At 37.2% G+C, this 15951-nt stretch carries 16 protein-coding genes; 4 read left to right on the top strand and 12 right to left on the bottom strand.

Features of this window, described 5'->3' with window-relative positions:
• Window positions 1-103: 103 nt before the first annotated feature.
• Window positions 104-811: a cytochrome c biogenesis protein CcdA gene (locus ACZ9AO_RS00560; protein ID WP_034312916.1), complete on the bottom strand. Its 708-nt coding sequence runs from the start codon at window positions 809-811 to the stop codon at window positions 104-106.
• A gap of 246 nt (window positions 812-1057) precedes the next feature.
• Between ACZ9AO_RS00560 and ACZ9AO_RS00555 the strand changes: the two genes are divergently transcribed.
• The 3 genes from ACZ9AO_RS00555 (at window position 1058) to ACZ9AO_RS00545 (ending at window position 4101) form a co-directional block, all read left to right on the top strand.
• Entirely contained in the window at window positions 1058-1231 is a 174-nt protein-coding gene (locus ACZ9AO_RS00555; protein ID WP_072272814.1) for an aspartyl-phosphate phosphatase Spo0E family protein, read from the top strand.
• 875 nt (window positions 1232-2106) lie between these two features.
• Entirely contained in the window at window positions 2107-2505 is a 399-nt protein-coding gene (locus ACZ9AO_RS00550) for a DoxX family protein (RefSeq protein ID WP_251542095.1), read from the top strand.
• A 777-nt stretch (window positions 2506-3282) separates the two neighbouring features.
• The gene (locus tag ACZ9AO_RS00545) at window positions 3283-4101 is read left to right on the top strand and encodes a hypothetical protein (RefSeq protein ID WP_476108187.1); all 819 of its coding nucleotides are present in this window, start codon (window positions 3283-3285) and stop codon (window positions 4099-4101) included.
• A 556-nt stretch (window positions 4102-4657) separates the two neighbouring features.
• Here ACZ9AO_RS00545 and ACZ9AO_RS00540 read toward each other — a convergent pair.
• The 10 genes from ACZ9AO_RS00540 to yneA all read right to left on the bottom strand — a co-directional run bounded on the left by ACZ9AO_RS00540 (window position 4658) and on the right by yneA (window position 12500).
• Window positions 4658-5779: an NADH-dependent flavin oxidoreductase gene (locus ACZ9AO_RS00540; protein WP_251542093.1), complete on the bottom strand. Its 1122-nt coding sequence runs from the start codon at window positions 5777-5779 to the stop codon at window positions 4658-4660.
• 84 nt (window positions 5780-5863) lie between these two features.
• A complete protein-coding gene (gene trxA / locus ACZ9AO_RS00535) occupies window positions 5864-6178 on the bottom strand; it encodes a thioredoxin (RefSeq protein ID WP_476108186.1) in 315 nt (104 codons plus the stop codon).
• A gap of 50 nt (window positions 6179-6228) precedes the next feature.
• Entirely contained in the window at window positions 6229-6612 is a 384-nt protein-coding gene (locus ACZ9AO_RS00530; RefSeq protein ID WP_251542089.1) for an IDEAL domain-containing protein, read from the bottom strand.
• 94 nt (window positions 6613-6706) lie between these two features.
• Window positions 6707-7126: an RrF2 family transcriptional regulator gene (locus tag ACZ9AO_RS00525; RefSeq protein WP_034312932.1), complete on the bottom strand. Its 420-nt coding sequence runs from the start codon at window positions 7124-7126 to the stop codon at window positions 6707-6709.
• A gap of 815 nt (window positions 7127-7941) precedes the next feature.
• Window positions 7942-8157 carry a YneF family protein gene (locus ACZ9AO_RS00520; RefSeq protein ID WP_034312934.1) on the bottom strand — a complete coding sequence of 72 codons (216 nt, stop codon included), beginning with the start codon at window positions 8155-8157 and terminating at the stop codon, window positions 7942-7944.
• Window positions 8158-8241: 84 nt separating this feature from the next.
• A complete protein-coding gene (sirA, locus tag ACZ9AO_RS00515) occupies window positions 8242-8682 on the bottom strand; it encodes a sporulation inhibitor of replication protein SirA (RefSeq protein WP_053534613.1) in 441 nt (146 codons plus the stop codon).
• A gap of 297 nt (window positions 8683-8979) precedes the next feature.
• Complete coding sequence (gene tkt / locus ACZ9AO_RS00510; RefSeq protein ID WP_476108185.1) at window positions 8980-10983, bottom strand: transketolase; 2004 nt, start codon at window positions 10981-10983, stop codon at window positions 8980-8982.
• A 230-nt stretch (window positions 10984-11213) separates the two neighbouring features.
• Complete coding sequence (locus ACZ9AO_RS00505) at window positions 11214-11447, bottom strand: DUF896 domain-containing protein (RefSeq protein WP_214773833.1); 234 nt, start codon at window positions 11445-11447, stop codon at window positions 11214-11216.
• 65 nt (window positions 11448-11512) lie between these two features.
• Entirely contained in the window at window positions 11513-12169 is a 657-nt protein-coding gene (locus ACZ9AO_RS00500; RefSeq protein WP_048685962.1) for a YneB family resolvase-like protein, read from the bottom strand.
• Between the two features lie 19 nt (window positions 12170-12188).
• Window positions 12189-12500: a cell division suppressor protein YneA gene (yneA, locus tag ACZ9AO_RS00495; protein ID WP_048685961.1), complete on the bottom strand. Its 312-nt coding sequence runs from the start codon at window positions 12498-12500 to the stop codon at window positions 12189-12191.
• A gap of 155 nt (window positions 12501-12655) precedes the next feature.
• On the opposite strand from yneA, the gene lexA reads away from it, so the two are divergent.
• Entirely contained in the window at window positions 12656-13279 is a 624-nt protein-coding gene (gene lexA / locus ACZ9AO_RS00490; RefSeq protein ID WP_048685959.1) for a transcriptional repressor LexA, read from the top strand.
• Between the two features lie 566 nt (window positions 13280-13845).
• Here the strand turns inward: lexA and ACZ9AO_RS00485 are convergent.
• Complete coding sequence (locus ACZ9AO_RS00485; protein WP_476108467.1) at window positions 13846-15378, bottom strand: esterase/lipase family protein; 1533 nt, start codon at window positions 15376-15378, stop codon at window positions 13846-13848.
• Between the last annotated feature and the right edge of the window lie 573 nt (window positions 15379-15951).

Genomic DNA, 15951 nt, shown 5'->3' with positions numbered 1-15951 from the left:
CACTTAGTGACTGACCTTATACCGAAAATCAACGAAACGGGCACCATAAGACCTAATAGCTGGCCACAATTAGAATAATATTGAAAAATTAACTTATTATGGACTAAAAACCTGTAAAGCCACCGAATAGTCTAGACAGGACTGCAATTATTTTGGTCATCCAATCAAAAAATAAAACCACACCCATTATAATCATCAAATATCCGCCAATCTTCATGATGTATTGGCTGTACTTTTTGATCCATTTCAACTTTCCGACAAAGAAGGATAATATGAAGAACGGTATGGCAAATCCTAAAATATAGGCAGTCATATAGCTCATGGCAGCACTTGGATTCGTTGCACCCAATGATATGACAGCACCTAACAGCGGACCTGCACAAGGAGTCCATCCAGCGGCGAAGGCCAGTCCGATAAGAATGGAACCTATATATCCGCTAGGTCGATTCTTGAATTCAAAACGACTGTCTTTCATCAAAGATTTCGGCTGAAAGATCCCTACAATGAATAAACCAAAAATGATAATCAGGATAGCACCAATCTGACGAATTAATTCTTTGTAATCCGAGAAAAAAGAACCTAAGTATGAAGTGCTAAAACCAATTGCAATAAAAACCAGGGAAAACCCAAGAAGGAAGAATAAAGTATGCAGCATGCTTCTTCTTTGGAGCATGGCGTTCTCGGATTTGATTTCACCTACACTCATACCAGTGATATAAGATAAAAAGGCCGGATATAGCGGTAAGCAGCAAGGCGAAATAAAACTCAGGAATCCCGCCCCAAAAGCTAAAAACATATTAATATCATTCAAATAAGCTCACTCCTATGTATGTCAACCTATAAACATTGTAACAAATAAGATAAAAAAATACATTTATGGAACTGTGAATATTTCATGACAACCAATAGCTTATAACTGGATGGGCGACGGGCTAAGTTAACTTATTTGAATTCATTAGTCCAAGCCGATATAATTGTTATATTCATACAGATTTTACAACGAATACATAAATTAAGGGTACCTTGAAATAAATGTTGGGGCCAGAAAGGAAATATAATGGCTAAAAAGAATGAATTTCTCGAACAGATTGAAATAAAGAGAAATGAACTTATCAAAATTGTCGCTAAAGATGGTTTAAACTCGCATGTTGCCGTTGAATATAGCCAGCAACTTGATCAGTTACTAAATAAATATAATGAACTTTTTTATAAAACCGGTACAAATTTTTAATCCGGTACATCTCCCATTGATAACCACATAAGTTATTATATGAATTATTTTGCTGTCAATTTCCCCTTTTTACCTACTTTCTCAATTAGGATACTTAGGCATGACCTTTGCAATATAAGAAAACAGGCAACCGCCATGGGCACTGCCTGTTTTTCCATTTAAAATAATGCATATGAATCATTTTGCAATATCAACATCGGGATGTCGGAGCATAGTTTGTCACAACTATAAAAGCAGAAGATCCAGCTAAGATGGAAGAACCGTCCGACCACTTCCTACCCCAGTGTGACACCCGGTTGTGTACGTTATTTAATCCTCGTTGCAGCACCCTACCCACCACATATGAAGTATTTTCGATTATCTAAACACCTTAAGTAATGGCGGCCGGTTCTTAATCAATTCCTTAACTGTACTTCCAAGTCGGCGGCCTCAATTGATTTACAAATATATTGATCACGAGTAAATCAGGTAAATTCACGAGTACTGTGACAAAACACACGAGTAACAGTGTGAAATTCATGTGTAAGATGTATGTAGCAGGAGGGCATTCGTTTAAAGACCATAATTGCAAAACTATCAATGGACTATGGATCTATTCGTTTAATAGATATCCCTTACAAATAAAAGGAGTGGTTTTTTCTCCCTAAATGTATTTATTTTAAATTCATCCAGGAAACCTCACCTATCCTCGTTCCTTTTTCTAAACGGCAATCATTTCAAATTAAAATGATAAAAATTATGTTTGACAAATCGCTCAAAACATATTATCTTTAATTAAAGATAAATTAAATCGAGATAATACCACCGTGTTTTTTTAACATAAATCTCAAATTAAAGATATCTAAATTCAAAATAAATTTCAGGAGGAATCATAAATGATTGGTATTGGTTTATTAGTTATACGTATAGTAATAGGGTTATCGTTTGTTGGACATGGAGCTCAAAAATTATTTGGGTGGTTTGGCGGTCATGGCTTGAAAGGTACAGGAGGCTGGTTTGATTCGATTGGCATGAAGCCAGGAGTTACCATGGCCCTATTTGCCGGTCTATCTGAACTTATTGGCGGAGCTTTCTTTGCTTTAGGTCTCCTTACACCCTTTGCAGGTATATTAATTGCACTTACAATGCTCGTTGCAATCGTTAAAGTCCATGGAGCAAATGGCTACTGGGCAACTCAAAACGGTTATGAATATAATCTTGCCATTCTTGCAGTGGCGATTGGCGTTGCGCTAACCGGAGCTGGACCATACTCCCTTGATTCCTTTCTATTTTAAGGAAGCTTGGGTTTTATAATCCCTATATTATGAAAAACACGGAGTTGGATGAAACCACTCCGTGTTTTTACTTTTCCCCATCGTTCAGAAATTTTTCTATTGGTTATCAAAGCTTATAACTCGAAAAATAGATACTTCGATTATAGTGTTGAGGAAATAGGAACATAGGTTGTTTCATATTTAAATTAGATGGTTTCAATATTGAAATGCAAACTACCTAAGCATCACTCTTGTACAGTAATTTTCACAAAGGAGTTGGAATAATGCCGCTAATTTTTAAAGGACTATCGAATCCTATTCCTTCTGTTTCTCCTCTTCCAGTATGATTTGAATTTCGCACAGGACTAGTGCCTAAATAAAATTTTGGATTGAAAACAAAAGTACCAAATTTGAAATATCATGTCTAAAAACTAAAACCTAAAATCGGGAAAAGTAGACTACAGTAATAGTGAGAATGATCATAACCTCATGTTTTTTTTACCTTCGGAGAGTCCTCATTGAATCAAAAGAACGGCTGTAAGTTAAATATTCCCTCAAAGACAGTTAAAGTGCTCCTATCCAATCTGAGGATAATAAAAATCAACGGTACTTTAATTTGTTCCCATGGCTTTCAGTATTCAAACGATAGATATTTACTCAAGTAAAAAAAGATCATACCTAAACATTATTAACCCCTGATTGATGACATAATCATTTACTCTTTCACAAACATTACTTCGATTTATATTTATAACACTTGAAAATAGAAAATCCATTAATAAAAAGGGGGAGGAATAAATGAGGTTTTTATCCTATGTGGCAGTATTTTTATTTTCTTTTAGTCTTGCTGCAGTGGGTTTTGCCGAAGAAAATGGTACAAACGTTAGCGAAGAAAGACTGACACCAGAAGAGTTGAATTATCTTGTAAATAAAGTCGGCAATACTCAAGAAGAAGCCGAGGATTTACCTGTTGAAGTTTCAAGACGATTAATTGAAGAGCAGGCTAATGTTATTGATTCTGGATTGGAATTTATGTTCATATATGATCCAGAAGTTACTAAACCAGGGCAAATCAGCACTTTTGCATCAATTGCTGCAACAACTTTAAAAATAGGAGGAACTGTATATAAAGTAAAAAGTGATCGTTCAAAAGAAGATAAATTTTATATATACGGTAATTTTCAATGGCTAAAAACACCTTCATTTACTTTAGTGGATAAAATGTCAATTGGTTTCCCTTCAGGTTCAGGACTATATCTGCCAACAAGTGGAGGGAAAGTAAAACAACACCAGCACAGATATTCTCAAGATCTACAAGGAAATGGACGTTGGATTGATTATGCAATCAAGTATTCTCCAAGTAATTGGGAACCAAGTGCTGGTGTGGCTGGTTCATATGATATAAGGGCTTCTACTAGTAAAACCAAGCATAAAGGGTATATCGGACAATACGTATATGTTCCTACATCAAAAAATGGTAAAATAAACATAAAAATATCATATGGTCATAAAAGAATTTTTGGTACGCCTTCTGTGTCAGTTTATCCGGCTGGTTTATCAATTACACCAAATAATACTACAGATTCAAGGTCATATGCATTAACGCTGTCTTATTGATCTGTTGTTAGATTGGGGGGACCATGAGGCAAATTATTATTAATTTCATTTTCATTCTAGTCATATCAGTAATTTTATTTTTTATCTTTAGCTATGATGCATCTTTAGATAGTGATTATATGTTGTCTCTTTTACTTATCATTTCTCTACAAATATCTTTGATATTAGCTATTCTGTTAAAAAGAAAATAACACCATAAAAAAACAGCCTTTAATTAATGGTTGTTTTTATGGTGTTATCTAACGTCCTTCCTAACCTTTTCCACCGTACCGTAAAGAAAGCCCCTTTCCTCACCAAAATTCCCAAGTGTATCTGCGGTCGAGGCTTAAGTGCTAGTCAATAAAAATTCTAAACTTTCCCCTGTTTTATTTCCGAATCAGCTTAGAAATAGAATGCTCAGTTATTCATTCGGACTCAATTTAAAATCACTTATTAGATTCTCATTCATATAAATGACTTTTCCATAAACATAAAAAAAACCGGATAAGAACACTTTTAAATGTGTTTCTTAACCGGGTTATATAAAAACCAAATCAGTACTTTTACGAACTTTTATTTATTCAATCCCCGGAAACCATCCTGGAGAGTGGATGATCGCTTGCCATAATGGGTCTGGAATATCAAGTTGCTGCTGATTTTCTTTGTTTATTTTGGTCACGATTTCAGCTTCCCTGCCTTGTTCCACTTTTTGTACCCATTCAGGATCAATTATGATTTCACGCCCTAATGCTATTAACGGAACCCCCGATTGCAATGCTTTGATCGCATCATCTGCTGTATAGATGGAACCAACCCCAATTAATGGAACTTGATCTCCGATACGTTCTTTAATGATCTCTATCCGAGGTCGGTCAACGTCGGTTCCCCGTCTTGCTTTCGACCAGAAATCCATTAATGAAACATGAAGATAATCCAGATCCTTTGTTACAAGCCCATCAATTAATGCAAGTGTATCATCCATTGTGATTCCTGGTGTTTCCGGTTCTTCCGGTGAAAAACGGTAACCTACGATGAACGGATCCTTGGCATGGTTGGCAACCGCCTTTTTCACTTCATCCACAACCGCTAATGGAAAAGTCAGGCGCTTTTCAAGGGAACCGCCCCACTTGTCTTCACGACGGTTCGAATGCGGCGAAAAGAATTGCTGTAGCAAGTAACCATTCGCACCGTGAATCTCAACACCGTCAAATCCCGCTTCAATGGCACGTCTGGTGGTTTCACCAAAGTCGAGAATGATCGACTCTATTTCCTTTTCAGAAAGTGGACGTGGAACTGTTTTCCCTTCACCTTCCGATGGGATGTTGCTTGCACTGACAACATCACCATTTACCAATTCGGGTGGAACCTCTCGGCCGCCATGAAAAATCTGGAGAATTGCCTTTGCCCCGTTCGCTTTAATCGTTGATGCCAAACGACTTAGACTAGGTATCAATTCATCCTGATCTCCGCCAAATTCCCCGTGAAAACCTTTGCCATTAGCCGTCACGTAAGTACATGCCGTTATAACCATACCGACCCCGCTTGACCGACGTTCATAATAGTTAACTTCCGCGTCGGTTACAGTCCCGTCAGGATTAGAAGAGAAATTTGTCATAGGTGCCATCACCAATCGATTTTTCACTTCTAATTTCTTTCCTAAATTAAACGATTCAAATAATGGTGTATATTTAGAATTCATTTAGTAATCCTCCATTTAGTTACCCACCCTGTTGGTTGGTATAAGTCCTTAATTAACAATTTCATCCGCGTATTATGATTATAATCATGCATATTTTGCGATTAATGCCGAAATGGCTTCTTTTGGCTGGAAGCCAATAGCTTGATCTACCTTTTCTCCATCCTTGAATAGAATAAGAGCTGGAATTCCCATCACTCCATATTCGCTCACCGTATCTGAATTTTCATCCACATTAAGTTTAACGATCTTAACCTGATTACCCATTTCCTCATCGATTTCATTAAGAACTGGGGCAATCATTTTACACGGACCGCACCATGGGGCCCAAAAATCAACCAATACTAAGCCTTCCTTGATTTCACTAGCAAAATTTTCATCTGTAACATGTTCTATTGTCATGATCATTTCCTCCTTGTATTATCCGAAATATTTATGATCTTTACTCACATTTATTTAAAATCAAGTTTTGCGATTCTATTTCCCGGGATTTGAACCTCTAATTTCCGGGCAGTTATTTTCGGGTGGATTTTGATGGATTCCAATTTACCGGATAACTCCATAAACCATGTTTCATCTTTAGAAAGTAAAGCCAAATCAATTAAGGCCAAAAGATGAGCTTCGTTACTGATTTCTAGATCCGGCAGTTTTTCAGTCCATTTACTCGGAATCCAAATCGATTTCCCAACCGCTTTTTCATTGTCACTTTCAACTACATTCACTTTAACGATTTCTCGATTATCGCTTACGGTTTCAATGAAACCATGGATAAGTTCCCCATCTCTTGATTTTCCCTGTACCCAATCCCCATTTTTGAACAGATTGTTTTCAACCATTTCCTTAGCACCCCGTTCATTTAAAATTAAAACTATAGTTATTAACTGTATTAATAAAATATACATTTTGTGCAAAGAAAAAACTAAATCAATATCACGGACATTGTTTAATTTTTTCCAAAAATGTGCTGAGAGTTATATCTTCTAAATATTTTTCGAAATATAATTCAGCTTCATCAAATATTTGATCCATGACTACCTGGGTATTTGAAGATATGACACATTTTTTCTCCGGATCACCTGTACACCACTTTGGTTTCAAGGTTCCATGTGAAACCGCTATATAAATATCCGCCAAACTTACCTCTTCAGGGTTACAGTCTAGAATATAGCCTCCGCCCACACCTTCTTTAGTCTTAACAAATCCCTTTTTTCTTAAGCTGCTCATCATTTTCCGAATCCTAGCCGAGTTTGTACAAACGTTTTCTGCGATGGACTCACTGCTTGCCATATGATCTGGTAGATAAGCTAAATAGACCAAACTATGCACAGCTATTGTAAAATCACTATTCACTTTACGTATCCTCCTCAAGGAGATTACTGTAATTTTAATATTTACAGTTGGAAAAGTCAACTCAAAAACCTCAACAGCTTCCTCCACTATATTTGATCGATTTATTATTGCAGTGAAATCCCCACTTTACGCTTTTATTATTGCCCAAGTTAAAGAGCCTTAAAGACAGACTCGGTGATAATATTTAATCATTAATTATAGATACACTAAATTGACAACAAATCCATTCTTTCTTCATGAATGTTTTTTTATTTACAAACATTCAAATAAAAAACACCCGATTACTCGGATGATTACTTTAATCAATTTTATATTCACTAACTCATTATTGTTTAGTGCTTAAATAAAAAGATTAATAGAAAAGATTTATTATTTTTTACATTTAGATTTCAATTTGAATTTTGATTCCCATTTGTTATCTTTAAATTTACATTTGTGTTCAAATTTAAGTTCACACATAGGAAAACAAAACTTACATTTTTTTACAAAATCATTTATCATTCTAACCACCCTCCTTAATACTGTATATGCATCTTTTGATAGAAAGTGTGGACAAGTATAATTTTTTGGCGTATTTACTTTCCAAATAAAAAAGCCCTCACATAGATTGAGGACTTACCTTACCATTCCAAAACAAAAACCACCTTTTCTGAATCATTCATTCAGAAAAAGTGGCTTAAGAAACAAAAATGAAAGATAAACCAAAATTTTATATAAAATCGGTGGAAGGATTCAGACTAAATCCATTTCGATATTATATAAAATTTTGCATCCAATCTTCCAAGAACATTGATATATCAAGGTTTCATGCTATCTTATTTTGTTTGTTGTTTATTCATGGCGCTCATCATTTGATTAATTTTCTTTTGGGATGGTTTCATACCCATTTGCATCATCATCATTTTCAACATTTGTTCGTTAATTGGCGGATTTTTCTTTAAGTAATCCATCATGTATTTACGAGCGATGAAAAATCCCAGCACTACTCCAGCAATCAATGCCAGTACGCCAACTAGAATGTAAACCCACATACTATTTCCTCCTTCATGTTGTCTAACATCAGTGTACTAGACCAAAGGTTATTATACAATACCCGCTACCGAAAAGTCCCCCATTTAGACAAATTTTCTTTCTTTTATCGGTTTTAACCAACCGTATTTTTCATGTTCAAAATCAATGGCCAGAAAACTCGCTTCATATTTTCGAATACTTTCAAAGAAAGCCGTCTCCGCTTCATAGTCTCCTTCAGCTTCAAGAGTAATGGAATCATTCTGAATGATTAAAACGGCTTTACTTGATCCGTTTGTTTTTTCTAAATAGTATTTTCCATTTTGAGTCCAATAATTCATCTTTTTTTGCAAACGTTGTTCAATAGCAAACTGCAACTGGATAATCGGGACTTTTTTGGTGACATATTCGATTTGTTTTTGCAAAATACTCTTCAGTCTGCCCCTTGCTTGAATATATTCCAAAAACAAATTGAAAAATAGCTTTTCTCTTCCATAATAATGATGGGCAAATTCATCTTCGATTAAATAAATTTGATAGGTTCTCATCAGCCAATGCCTCCTAGCTTTCCTATTTTGGTCACGAAAACATCTAACCACCAGCAACCTGTCCACTATTTTCCACTATTGATGACTTTCCCCTTTAACTGACACATTTAAACGAAATTTATTTATTCTCATTATATATTGACAAACTAAAAAGATATGTTGTTTGCTGGAGAAATTTTCTTCTTTTTTTGTCGAATGGAAGATTTCCTTTAGTATAGAAGCACATTCAATATATATATAGGATTTTTTGATAAAAAAACTGACACCAATCTAGTTGGTGTCAGTTCCGCATTACTGTTATTTAAGCATTTCTTTCACACGGGCAACTACATTTTCTACAGTGAAACCGAATTCCTCCATGATTTTACCGCCTGGTGCAGAAGCTCCAAAATGATTGATGGCCAATATTTCACCCTCATCACCTGCATAACGATCCCAGCCAAACGGTGAAGCCACTTCGATAGCTAGACGTTTTTTCACTGCCGGATTGATTACGCTTTGTTTATATTCTTTTGATTGAGTTTCAAATCGGTCCCATGATGGCATGCTGATTACCGCAACATCAATTCCTTCGTTCGCTAAAGCATTCTGTGCTTCCACAGCCAAGTTCACTTCGGAACCAGTCGCAAGAAGTAATGCATCGGCTACTTCTTTCTTAGAAGCAGAGATGATGTAAGCACCTTTTGAAACACCTTCATACGCAGTTTCGGAAGTGCCCTTTATTGTTGGCAATCCTTGACGAGTCAGTACAAGAGCAGTTGGTTTATTTGTAGACTCCATAGCCACTTTCCAGGCTGCTGCCGTTTCATTGCCATCAGCTGGACGGATTACTCCAAGGTTAGGCATTGCGCGCAATGATGCCAATTGTTCGATTGGCTCATGAGTCGGTCCGTCTTCCCCTACAGCAATGCTGTCATGGGTGAACACATAGTTAACAGGCAGTCCCATCAGTGCTGCCATTCTTATGGCAGGACGAAGATAATCAGAGAATACGAAGAATGTTCCTCCATATACTTTTAAGCCGCCATGAAGTGCCATTCCATTTAAAGCCGCACCCATAGCGAATTCACGTACACCGAACCATATATTACGGCCACTGTAATTACCTGGTAATAGATCTGTCTCACCTTTGATGGCAGTATTATTAGACCCGGCTAAATCTGCAGAACCCCCAATGAAGCTAGGGACCTTTTTGGCGATTGCATTCAGTACTTCCCCACTTGAAGCACGGGAAGCTAATGTCTTACCTTCTTCATAGACTGGAATTTCCTGATCCCATTCAGCAGGCAGTTCACCTTTGATGGCAAGCTCCAATTGCTGTGCTAACTCAGGATGTGCTTCTTTGTAATTTTTAAACAATTCATTCCAAGCTTCTTCTTTTTGAGCTCCTGCATCAACAACAGCTTCATTGAAGTGTGAATACACTTCTTCAGGTACATGGAAGTCCTCTTCGAATGTCCATTTATATGCTTCTTTTGTCAATTTCAGCTCATCTGCACCAAGCGGAGCGCCGTGAACGGCAGATTTACCTGAACGATTTGGTGAACCGTAACCGATAACCGTTTTCACTTCGATTAATGTTGGGCGTGCTTCGTCGGTTTTTGCTTCTTCAATCGCTTTAGCAATTTCCTGAAGATCATTGCCATCCTCAACGCGGATATATTGCCATCCATAAGATTTGAACCGGTCTGCTACGCTTTCACTAAATGATTGACTTAAGTCGCCGTCAAGGGAAATATCATTAGAATCATATAAAACAACAAGTCTTCCGAGTTGTAGATGTCCAGCTAATGAAGCGGCTTCTGCAGAAACACCTTCCATTAAATCTCCATCTCCACAAATGCTATATGTATAATGATCGACCACATTATAAGAATCGCGGTTATAGCTTTCTGCCAAGTGACGTTCAGCCATTGCCATTCCGACTGCCATTGCGATACCTTGTCCAAGCGGCCCGGTAGTTGCATCTACACCAGCCGTATGTCCGAATTCAGGATGTCCTGGAGTTTTACTGCCCCATTGACGGAAGCTTTTCAAATCATCGATAGATAAGCCATAGCCCGATAAATGAAGAAGGCTGTATAACAGCATAGAACCATGTCCAGCTGAAAGAACAAAGCGATCTCTATTAAACCAATCTGGATTTTTCGGGTTATGGTTCATATATTCGGTCCATAGTTTATACGCCATTGGCGCTGCCCCCATTGGCATACCTGGATGGCCGGAATTAGCCTTTTCAATTGCATCAATTGATAATGTACGAATCGTATTGATAGAAAGTGCATCTAATTTATCTAACATATTGTAAAAACATCCCTTCCTGTAATGTACCTCTTTATATTATAGTGACAAGCATAATATCACAACTAAAATCACTATTTACTGCCTCAATATTAAAATTTTCTAGAAATAAGAGAAGCCCCTATTTAGATTAAACTAAATAGGAGAATACATACATGAATGCACTCTCTTTTTACTCCAAAATGCCAAAGAATACTCAAATGGAATGTTCCATCAGAGGAATCCAAGCATTAATGTAAATTTCGTTTTTCTTTTATATTTTTTATCTTTTGAGGAGTGACGTCATTACCCTCTGGATCCACGACTTTCACATGCTCCAACGTGTCGGACATGGATTTTCTGAATGTTTCCAAATACTCACTTCTCAATTGGGTTTGCTCTTTCGCTTCAACTTCCGTCAAGCCTTCAGCCTTTGCCTTTTTAGAAAGTACATTTATACGGGCTATTTTTTCTTTTGATAACATAATTCCGCTCCTTCATAATCTGTGGATATTGTCATGGTATTAAAAAAAAAGCGAAATTACAAGTTCTATGATTTACTTTCCTTTGTATTCATTTGATGTTCGAGAAAACGCCTGTTCACAGTAGCCTTAGATACATTGTATCCAAAGCCCCTTAATGTGGCTGCGATTTCTGAGAATGTCAACCCATTGGCACGCAGTTTAATAATTTCTTCAATAGGAATCTCCATACGGTCCCTTCCAGTGGAATTCCTTTGGTTGTGAAGATTTTTTTGAGGACGGTACCCTTTTTCAACGGCTCTCATCATTCCGCGCTTTATTTTAAGATTATGTAGTTTCCTTTGATATTCTTCTACAATGCCCACTATCTGGATTACCATGGCATCCGAATCCGATAACTCCAGCTCCCCATCGTGTGAGAGCGTATAAATTTTCACATCTTCTTTAAGGATGACATGGAAAAGGGCTATTTTGGCATTCCCTCTTCCCAGTCTTGTTTCGTCCTGGATTAATAGGACTTCAGCTTCTTTGGTTTTAAATAGTTCGAGCATGTCAAAAATGCCATCCCGATTCAACTCATAACCACTTGCCTGTTCTTTTATAATGGAGACAACTTCCACATCCATCTTTTCAGCCAATTTGACTAATTCATCTTCCTGCCTTGCCAATGATGTTTCCTGTGACTCTTTTTCGGTGCTGACCCTACAATAGATTACCGCCTTCATAATACCCTACCTTTACTACTTACTGCTCACTGGCCAAATTCTGGACAAGTTCTTCCCCTTTAACCGGTATGACAATGACTTGTCCAGGTTTTATCGAATCCGCACTGACTCCATTATTCTCTTCTATCCAACCAATGAATTCTTTTTTTGTCAAATTTGTTTCTTCATATTCTTCGGCAATTCCCCATAGGGTGTCACCTTCGCTTACTTCTATAGAAAGGAAATCCTTTTTTTGATCATTGTTCAATGTACAAGAGAATAAAATTGAAAAGATGAATACTGATCCCGCTAATAGAATCGTATAAATATAATTTTTGTATAATTTTTTCATAATAATCCCTCCAAAGCGAATGTTCGTTCGTATGTTATGATCAAATTATAATACGAACGTTTGTTTCAGTCAACAACAAAATTCGAACTTATGTTTGTATAGAGATGGGGGCCATGCTATAATGTAGCAAAGAACATTGGGGAAGAGGTGCACAAATGACAAAACTATCAAAACGGCAGCAAGATATTCTTGATTTCATTAAAGAAGAGGTCCGCCAAAAAGGGTATCCGCCTTCCGTACGGGAGATTGGCGAAGCAGTGGGACTTGCATCAAGTTCAACAGTACACGGACATTTATCCCGCCTGGAAAGTAAAGGCCTTATTAGACGTGACCCAACCAAGCCAAGGGCCATTGAAATAATGAATTTGGAGGAAGCGAACAATATTCCCAAAGCCAATGTCGTGAACGTGCCGTTACTTGGAAAAGTAACAGCGGGCATGCCGATAACGGCTATTGAGAACATTGAAGAATACTTTCCGCTTCCCGAAAGCATGGTTCCACATGATGACCATGTATTCATGTTGGAAATCATGGGTGAAAGTATGATTGAAGCAGGAATTCATGATGGAGATTATGTCATCGTGAAACAACAAAGCAGTGCCAATAATGGAGATATCGTCGTGGCGATGACGGAAGATGATGAAGCCACTGTAAAACGATTCTTTAAGGAACCGGATTACATAAGGCTTCAGCCTGAGAACTCAAATATGGAACCAATTATTTTACGAGATGTTTCGATACTTGGAAAAGTAATAGGCTTATATAGACAAATACACTAAAAGCGCTTCCCGCGCTTTTTTTGTTTGTTTAATTTATGTCCGGTATTCTCTCAATATGCATTTGGAAGAGTAGATATTGAAATATTTTTTAATAGAATCTAGTTTCAGGGGAAATTAAACATCCTTTATAACGGATGAAAGTTATACCATCGCCTTTCTGGTAATATGTACTCTTTGGAAGAAAGCTCATTGAAATAAAAAAAGAGGGTTTAAAATCCCCCCTTTACAATTAATTTCACTCTTAACCTTTGGTTCACTTAAATAAGGTTAGATCGACCAAGTCATTCCACCAATATGTCCTGTTTAATTTTCTGGGCATAAGGAGCAATTTGCTTAATGAATGTTTCCTTGCTCATTAGATCTCTCATTACCAAGCATAAATCTTTATTTCCAGGGAACTCACTCCTAAATATATCCACCTAACACCCGTTGAATTAATACTTTTATAAGGGATTACGGCTGTTTCCATTGGCGGAATTACCATCTCCCTAGTTACCCGTACCATTTCGCACCTACCTCATATTTCATCCAAAAAAATACCTCCTCAACTAAGAGAAGGCATTTCGCTATTTCTCAATATAGACCGAACGAATCAGAGTCCGGGTTCTTTCAGTACCATCCACATTTTTTTCCTTAACATCTATTGTTACATTATAAACACCTGACTTAGGTACTTCTGGAAGGGTGCCAGTAAAATTTTCAGTATCCATTGCCTTAATTGAGTTTTTCCCACTAATTTCTTTACCGGTTTCATCTAGCAGATGAACCAAAAATGTTGTGCTGATTGGCCTTTTTTTATCATTCATTGGATTCTTTATTAAAAATTTTGCATCTTTTTGCTTAACTTTACCGGCCATACTTAATGTAATGGGGTTCTTTTCGTTAAATTGTGCTGTGAACAGGTAGGCGTCTTTTGGCGATTTAGTCTTCATTCGTACCTTCCAGTCACCAATTTCAAGGTTATTTCTATAGAATGATTGGATGGTTGCACCATTAAAAAAAGAAGTTTCATTTTTGGCTGAATGAACCTCTAAGGAAGGTGAATACTTTTTATTGGATGGAGAAATCAATTCAACCTCGACATCATTTGAGGCTGTATATATGCTTATATTACCTGGGGCCGCTTCATTTACATGGAAGCTTTGTTCGACCCAGACATTTTGTTTCAGGACATCACCCAGAACGGTTTGAGCGAGTGCGGTTGTAATGACATCATCTTCAACTCGTTCCTTATAATTGACATGATATGCAGGAATCCCAGCGGTGGATGTGCTTCTTAAATAGGGTTCAATTCTTGAAAATACAGCTGAGCCAACTCGAATATTGTCGTGATCAAAGTTGGGATCCGTAAATAAATGTGTTGCATAGGGTATTTTTGTACTCCATACATTCACCAGTCCATCATTTTCCCCATATGATGATAAATATTGTCCCCCCATTGATAAGGCTGATAGTACCGGGCCTCTGTTCATACCTGCCACAGTGAAATACAAGTTTTTACGAGAGTTAACATGGTTATCCGTGATAGAACGAAATTCAGCCATTTTACCAACTTGTAAAGAATAAGTTCCCTCATCTTTTTGACCTAATAAGGAACCAAGCCAGCCCGCATACCAGCTATAAGCCAAATCAGCTAGGTGAGAACCATGATGAGGGGAAGCTAAAGTGATCACCCTTCCAACATATTGGTGTGCTCCATAGTGGACTAGAGCCGCTTGGGTGTCTGGGCCCCCTTTGCTGTGAGCTATAATATTTACTTTTTCGCCCCCGAAATGGTTACTGATTTCTGAAAGCATTTGAGCTAAAAGCCTTCCATTGGCATATTGGCTCACTGATCCATTTCCAGCTGAATCATGAAGCTGAACAAAAACCGTTTGGTAGCCTGCTTCATACGCTTTGGTATACATATCATTGACGCCATGATATTCCGTTTCACCATACCAGCTGGTTGAACTGCCGTTTTTCCCTTGTACAAACACGATCGGTGGTTTGTTTGTATCAAGATTGGGAGGAATACTTCCAAGAAACCAATCCCCTGGACTGAAAGTTTCGGAGGGCGGTTTCAATTTTCCTGCTGAGGAAATGTCTGGCTTTGCCATAATTAATATGGTTAGAATGAGGACAAGAAAAACGATATAATTGATTACATTCCTTTTCAAGGGTTATCTCCTCCAATATCATCTGGAATTTTTTTGAACTCATCCAATTATCAATGCCCTCCTTCTTTAGCCTTCATTAATATATAATTGTACTTTTGCATACCATTACCTGCTATCTTCATAAAGATGGGAGAAAAAAACTAGAAGAAGTTTTATTGATAATGGAGAAAAAGTATGAAGATTTGCCTTCCATTCATTTAGGTATGAGGTCTTTTTCATTTTATGAAGACGTATTTTGGGAGTAAAACATGCTGCCAATTCACGAAAATAGAGAACAAGCCCTTATCCTGCATAGGATAAGGGCTTGTTCATCCAGATTAACTTTTCCTTCGAATTTGCCATTGTCCATTTGCTCCTATTCATGGTGTTTAGAAGTCCGCCCTATACATTAAGTAAATAATTTTCTTTCACAGCAATTGGCTGTCATTTTTGGAATCTCTGTAGCAATCGTATATTTGCACAAGAAGTTTGGATTTGTACACCTTTTACTACATACAGGTATTTTACAAATGT

The organism is Peribacillus sp. TE19612 (assembly GCF_056279465.1).
Note: the sequence above shows the minus strand (reverse complement) of the source record. Positions and strands in the feature narration are given on the sequence as shown.

Excerpts from the sequence above, each read along its gene's own strand:
- ACZ9AO_RS00485 (WP_476108467.1), bottom strand. The coding sequence starts at position 15,378 with ATGGCAAAGCCAGACATTTCCTCAGCAGGAAAATTGAAACCGCCCTCC.
- trxA (WP_476108186.1), bottom strand. The coding sequence starts at position 6,178 with ATGACAATAGAACATGTTACAGATGAAAATTTTGCTAGTGAAATCAAG.
- ACZ9AO_RS00530 (WP_251542089.1), bottom strand. The coding sequence starts at position 6,612 with ATGGTTGAAAACAATCTGTTCAAAAATGGGGATTGGGTACAGGGAAAA.
- ACZ9AO_RS00540 (WP_251542093.1), bottom strand. The coding sequence starts at position 5,779 with ATGAATTCTAAATATACACCATTATTTGAATCGTTTAATTTAGGAAAG.
- sirA (WP_053534613.1), bottom strand. The coding sequence starts at position 8,682 with ATGAGAACCTATCAAATTTATTTAATCGAAGATGAATTTGCCCATCAT.
- yneA (WP_048685961.1), bottom strand. The coding sequence starts at position 12,500 with ATGAAAAAATTATACAAAAATTATATTTATACGATTCTATTAGCGGGA.
- ACZ9AO_RS00555 (WP_072272814.1), top strand. The coding sequence starts at position 1,058 with ATGGCTAAAAAGAATGAATTTCTCGAACAGATTGAAATAAAGAGAAAT.
- ACZ9AO_RS00505 (WP_214773833.1), bottom strand. The coding sequence starts at position 11,447 with ATGTTATCAAAAGAAAAAATAGCCCGTATAAATGTACTTTCTAAAAAG.
- lexA (WP_048685959.1), top strand. The coding sequence starts at position 12,656 with ATGACAAAACTATCAAAACGGCAGCAAGATATTCTTGATTTCATTAAA.
- ACZ9AO_RS00550 (WP_251542095.1), top strand. The coding sequence starts at position 2,107 with ATGATTGGTATTGGTTTATTAGTTATACGTATAGTAATAGGGTTATCG.
- ACZ9AO_RS00500 (WP_048685962.1), bottom strand. The coding sequence starts at position 12,169 with ATGAAGGCGGTAATCTATTGTAGGGTCAGCACCGAAAAAGAGTCACAG.
- ACZ9AO_RS00545 (WP_476108187.1), top strand. The coding sequence starts at position 3,283 with ATGAGGTTTTTATCCTATGTGGCAGTATTTTTATTTTCTTTTAGTCTT.
- ACZ9AO_RS00520 (WP_034312934.1), bottom strand. The coding sequence starts at position 8,157 with ATGTGGGTTTACATTCTAGTTGGCGTACTGGCATTGATTGCTGGAGTA.
- tkt (WP_476108185.1), bottom strand. The coding sequence starts at position 10,983 with ATGTTAGATAAATTAGATGCACTTTCTATCAATACGATTCGTACATTA.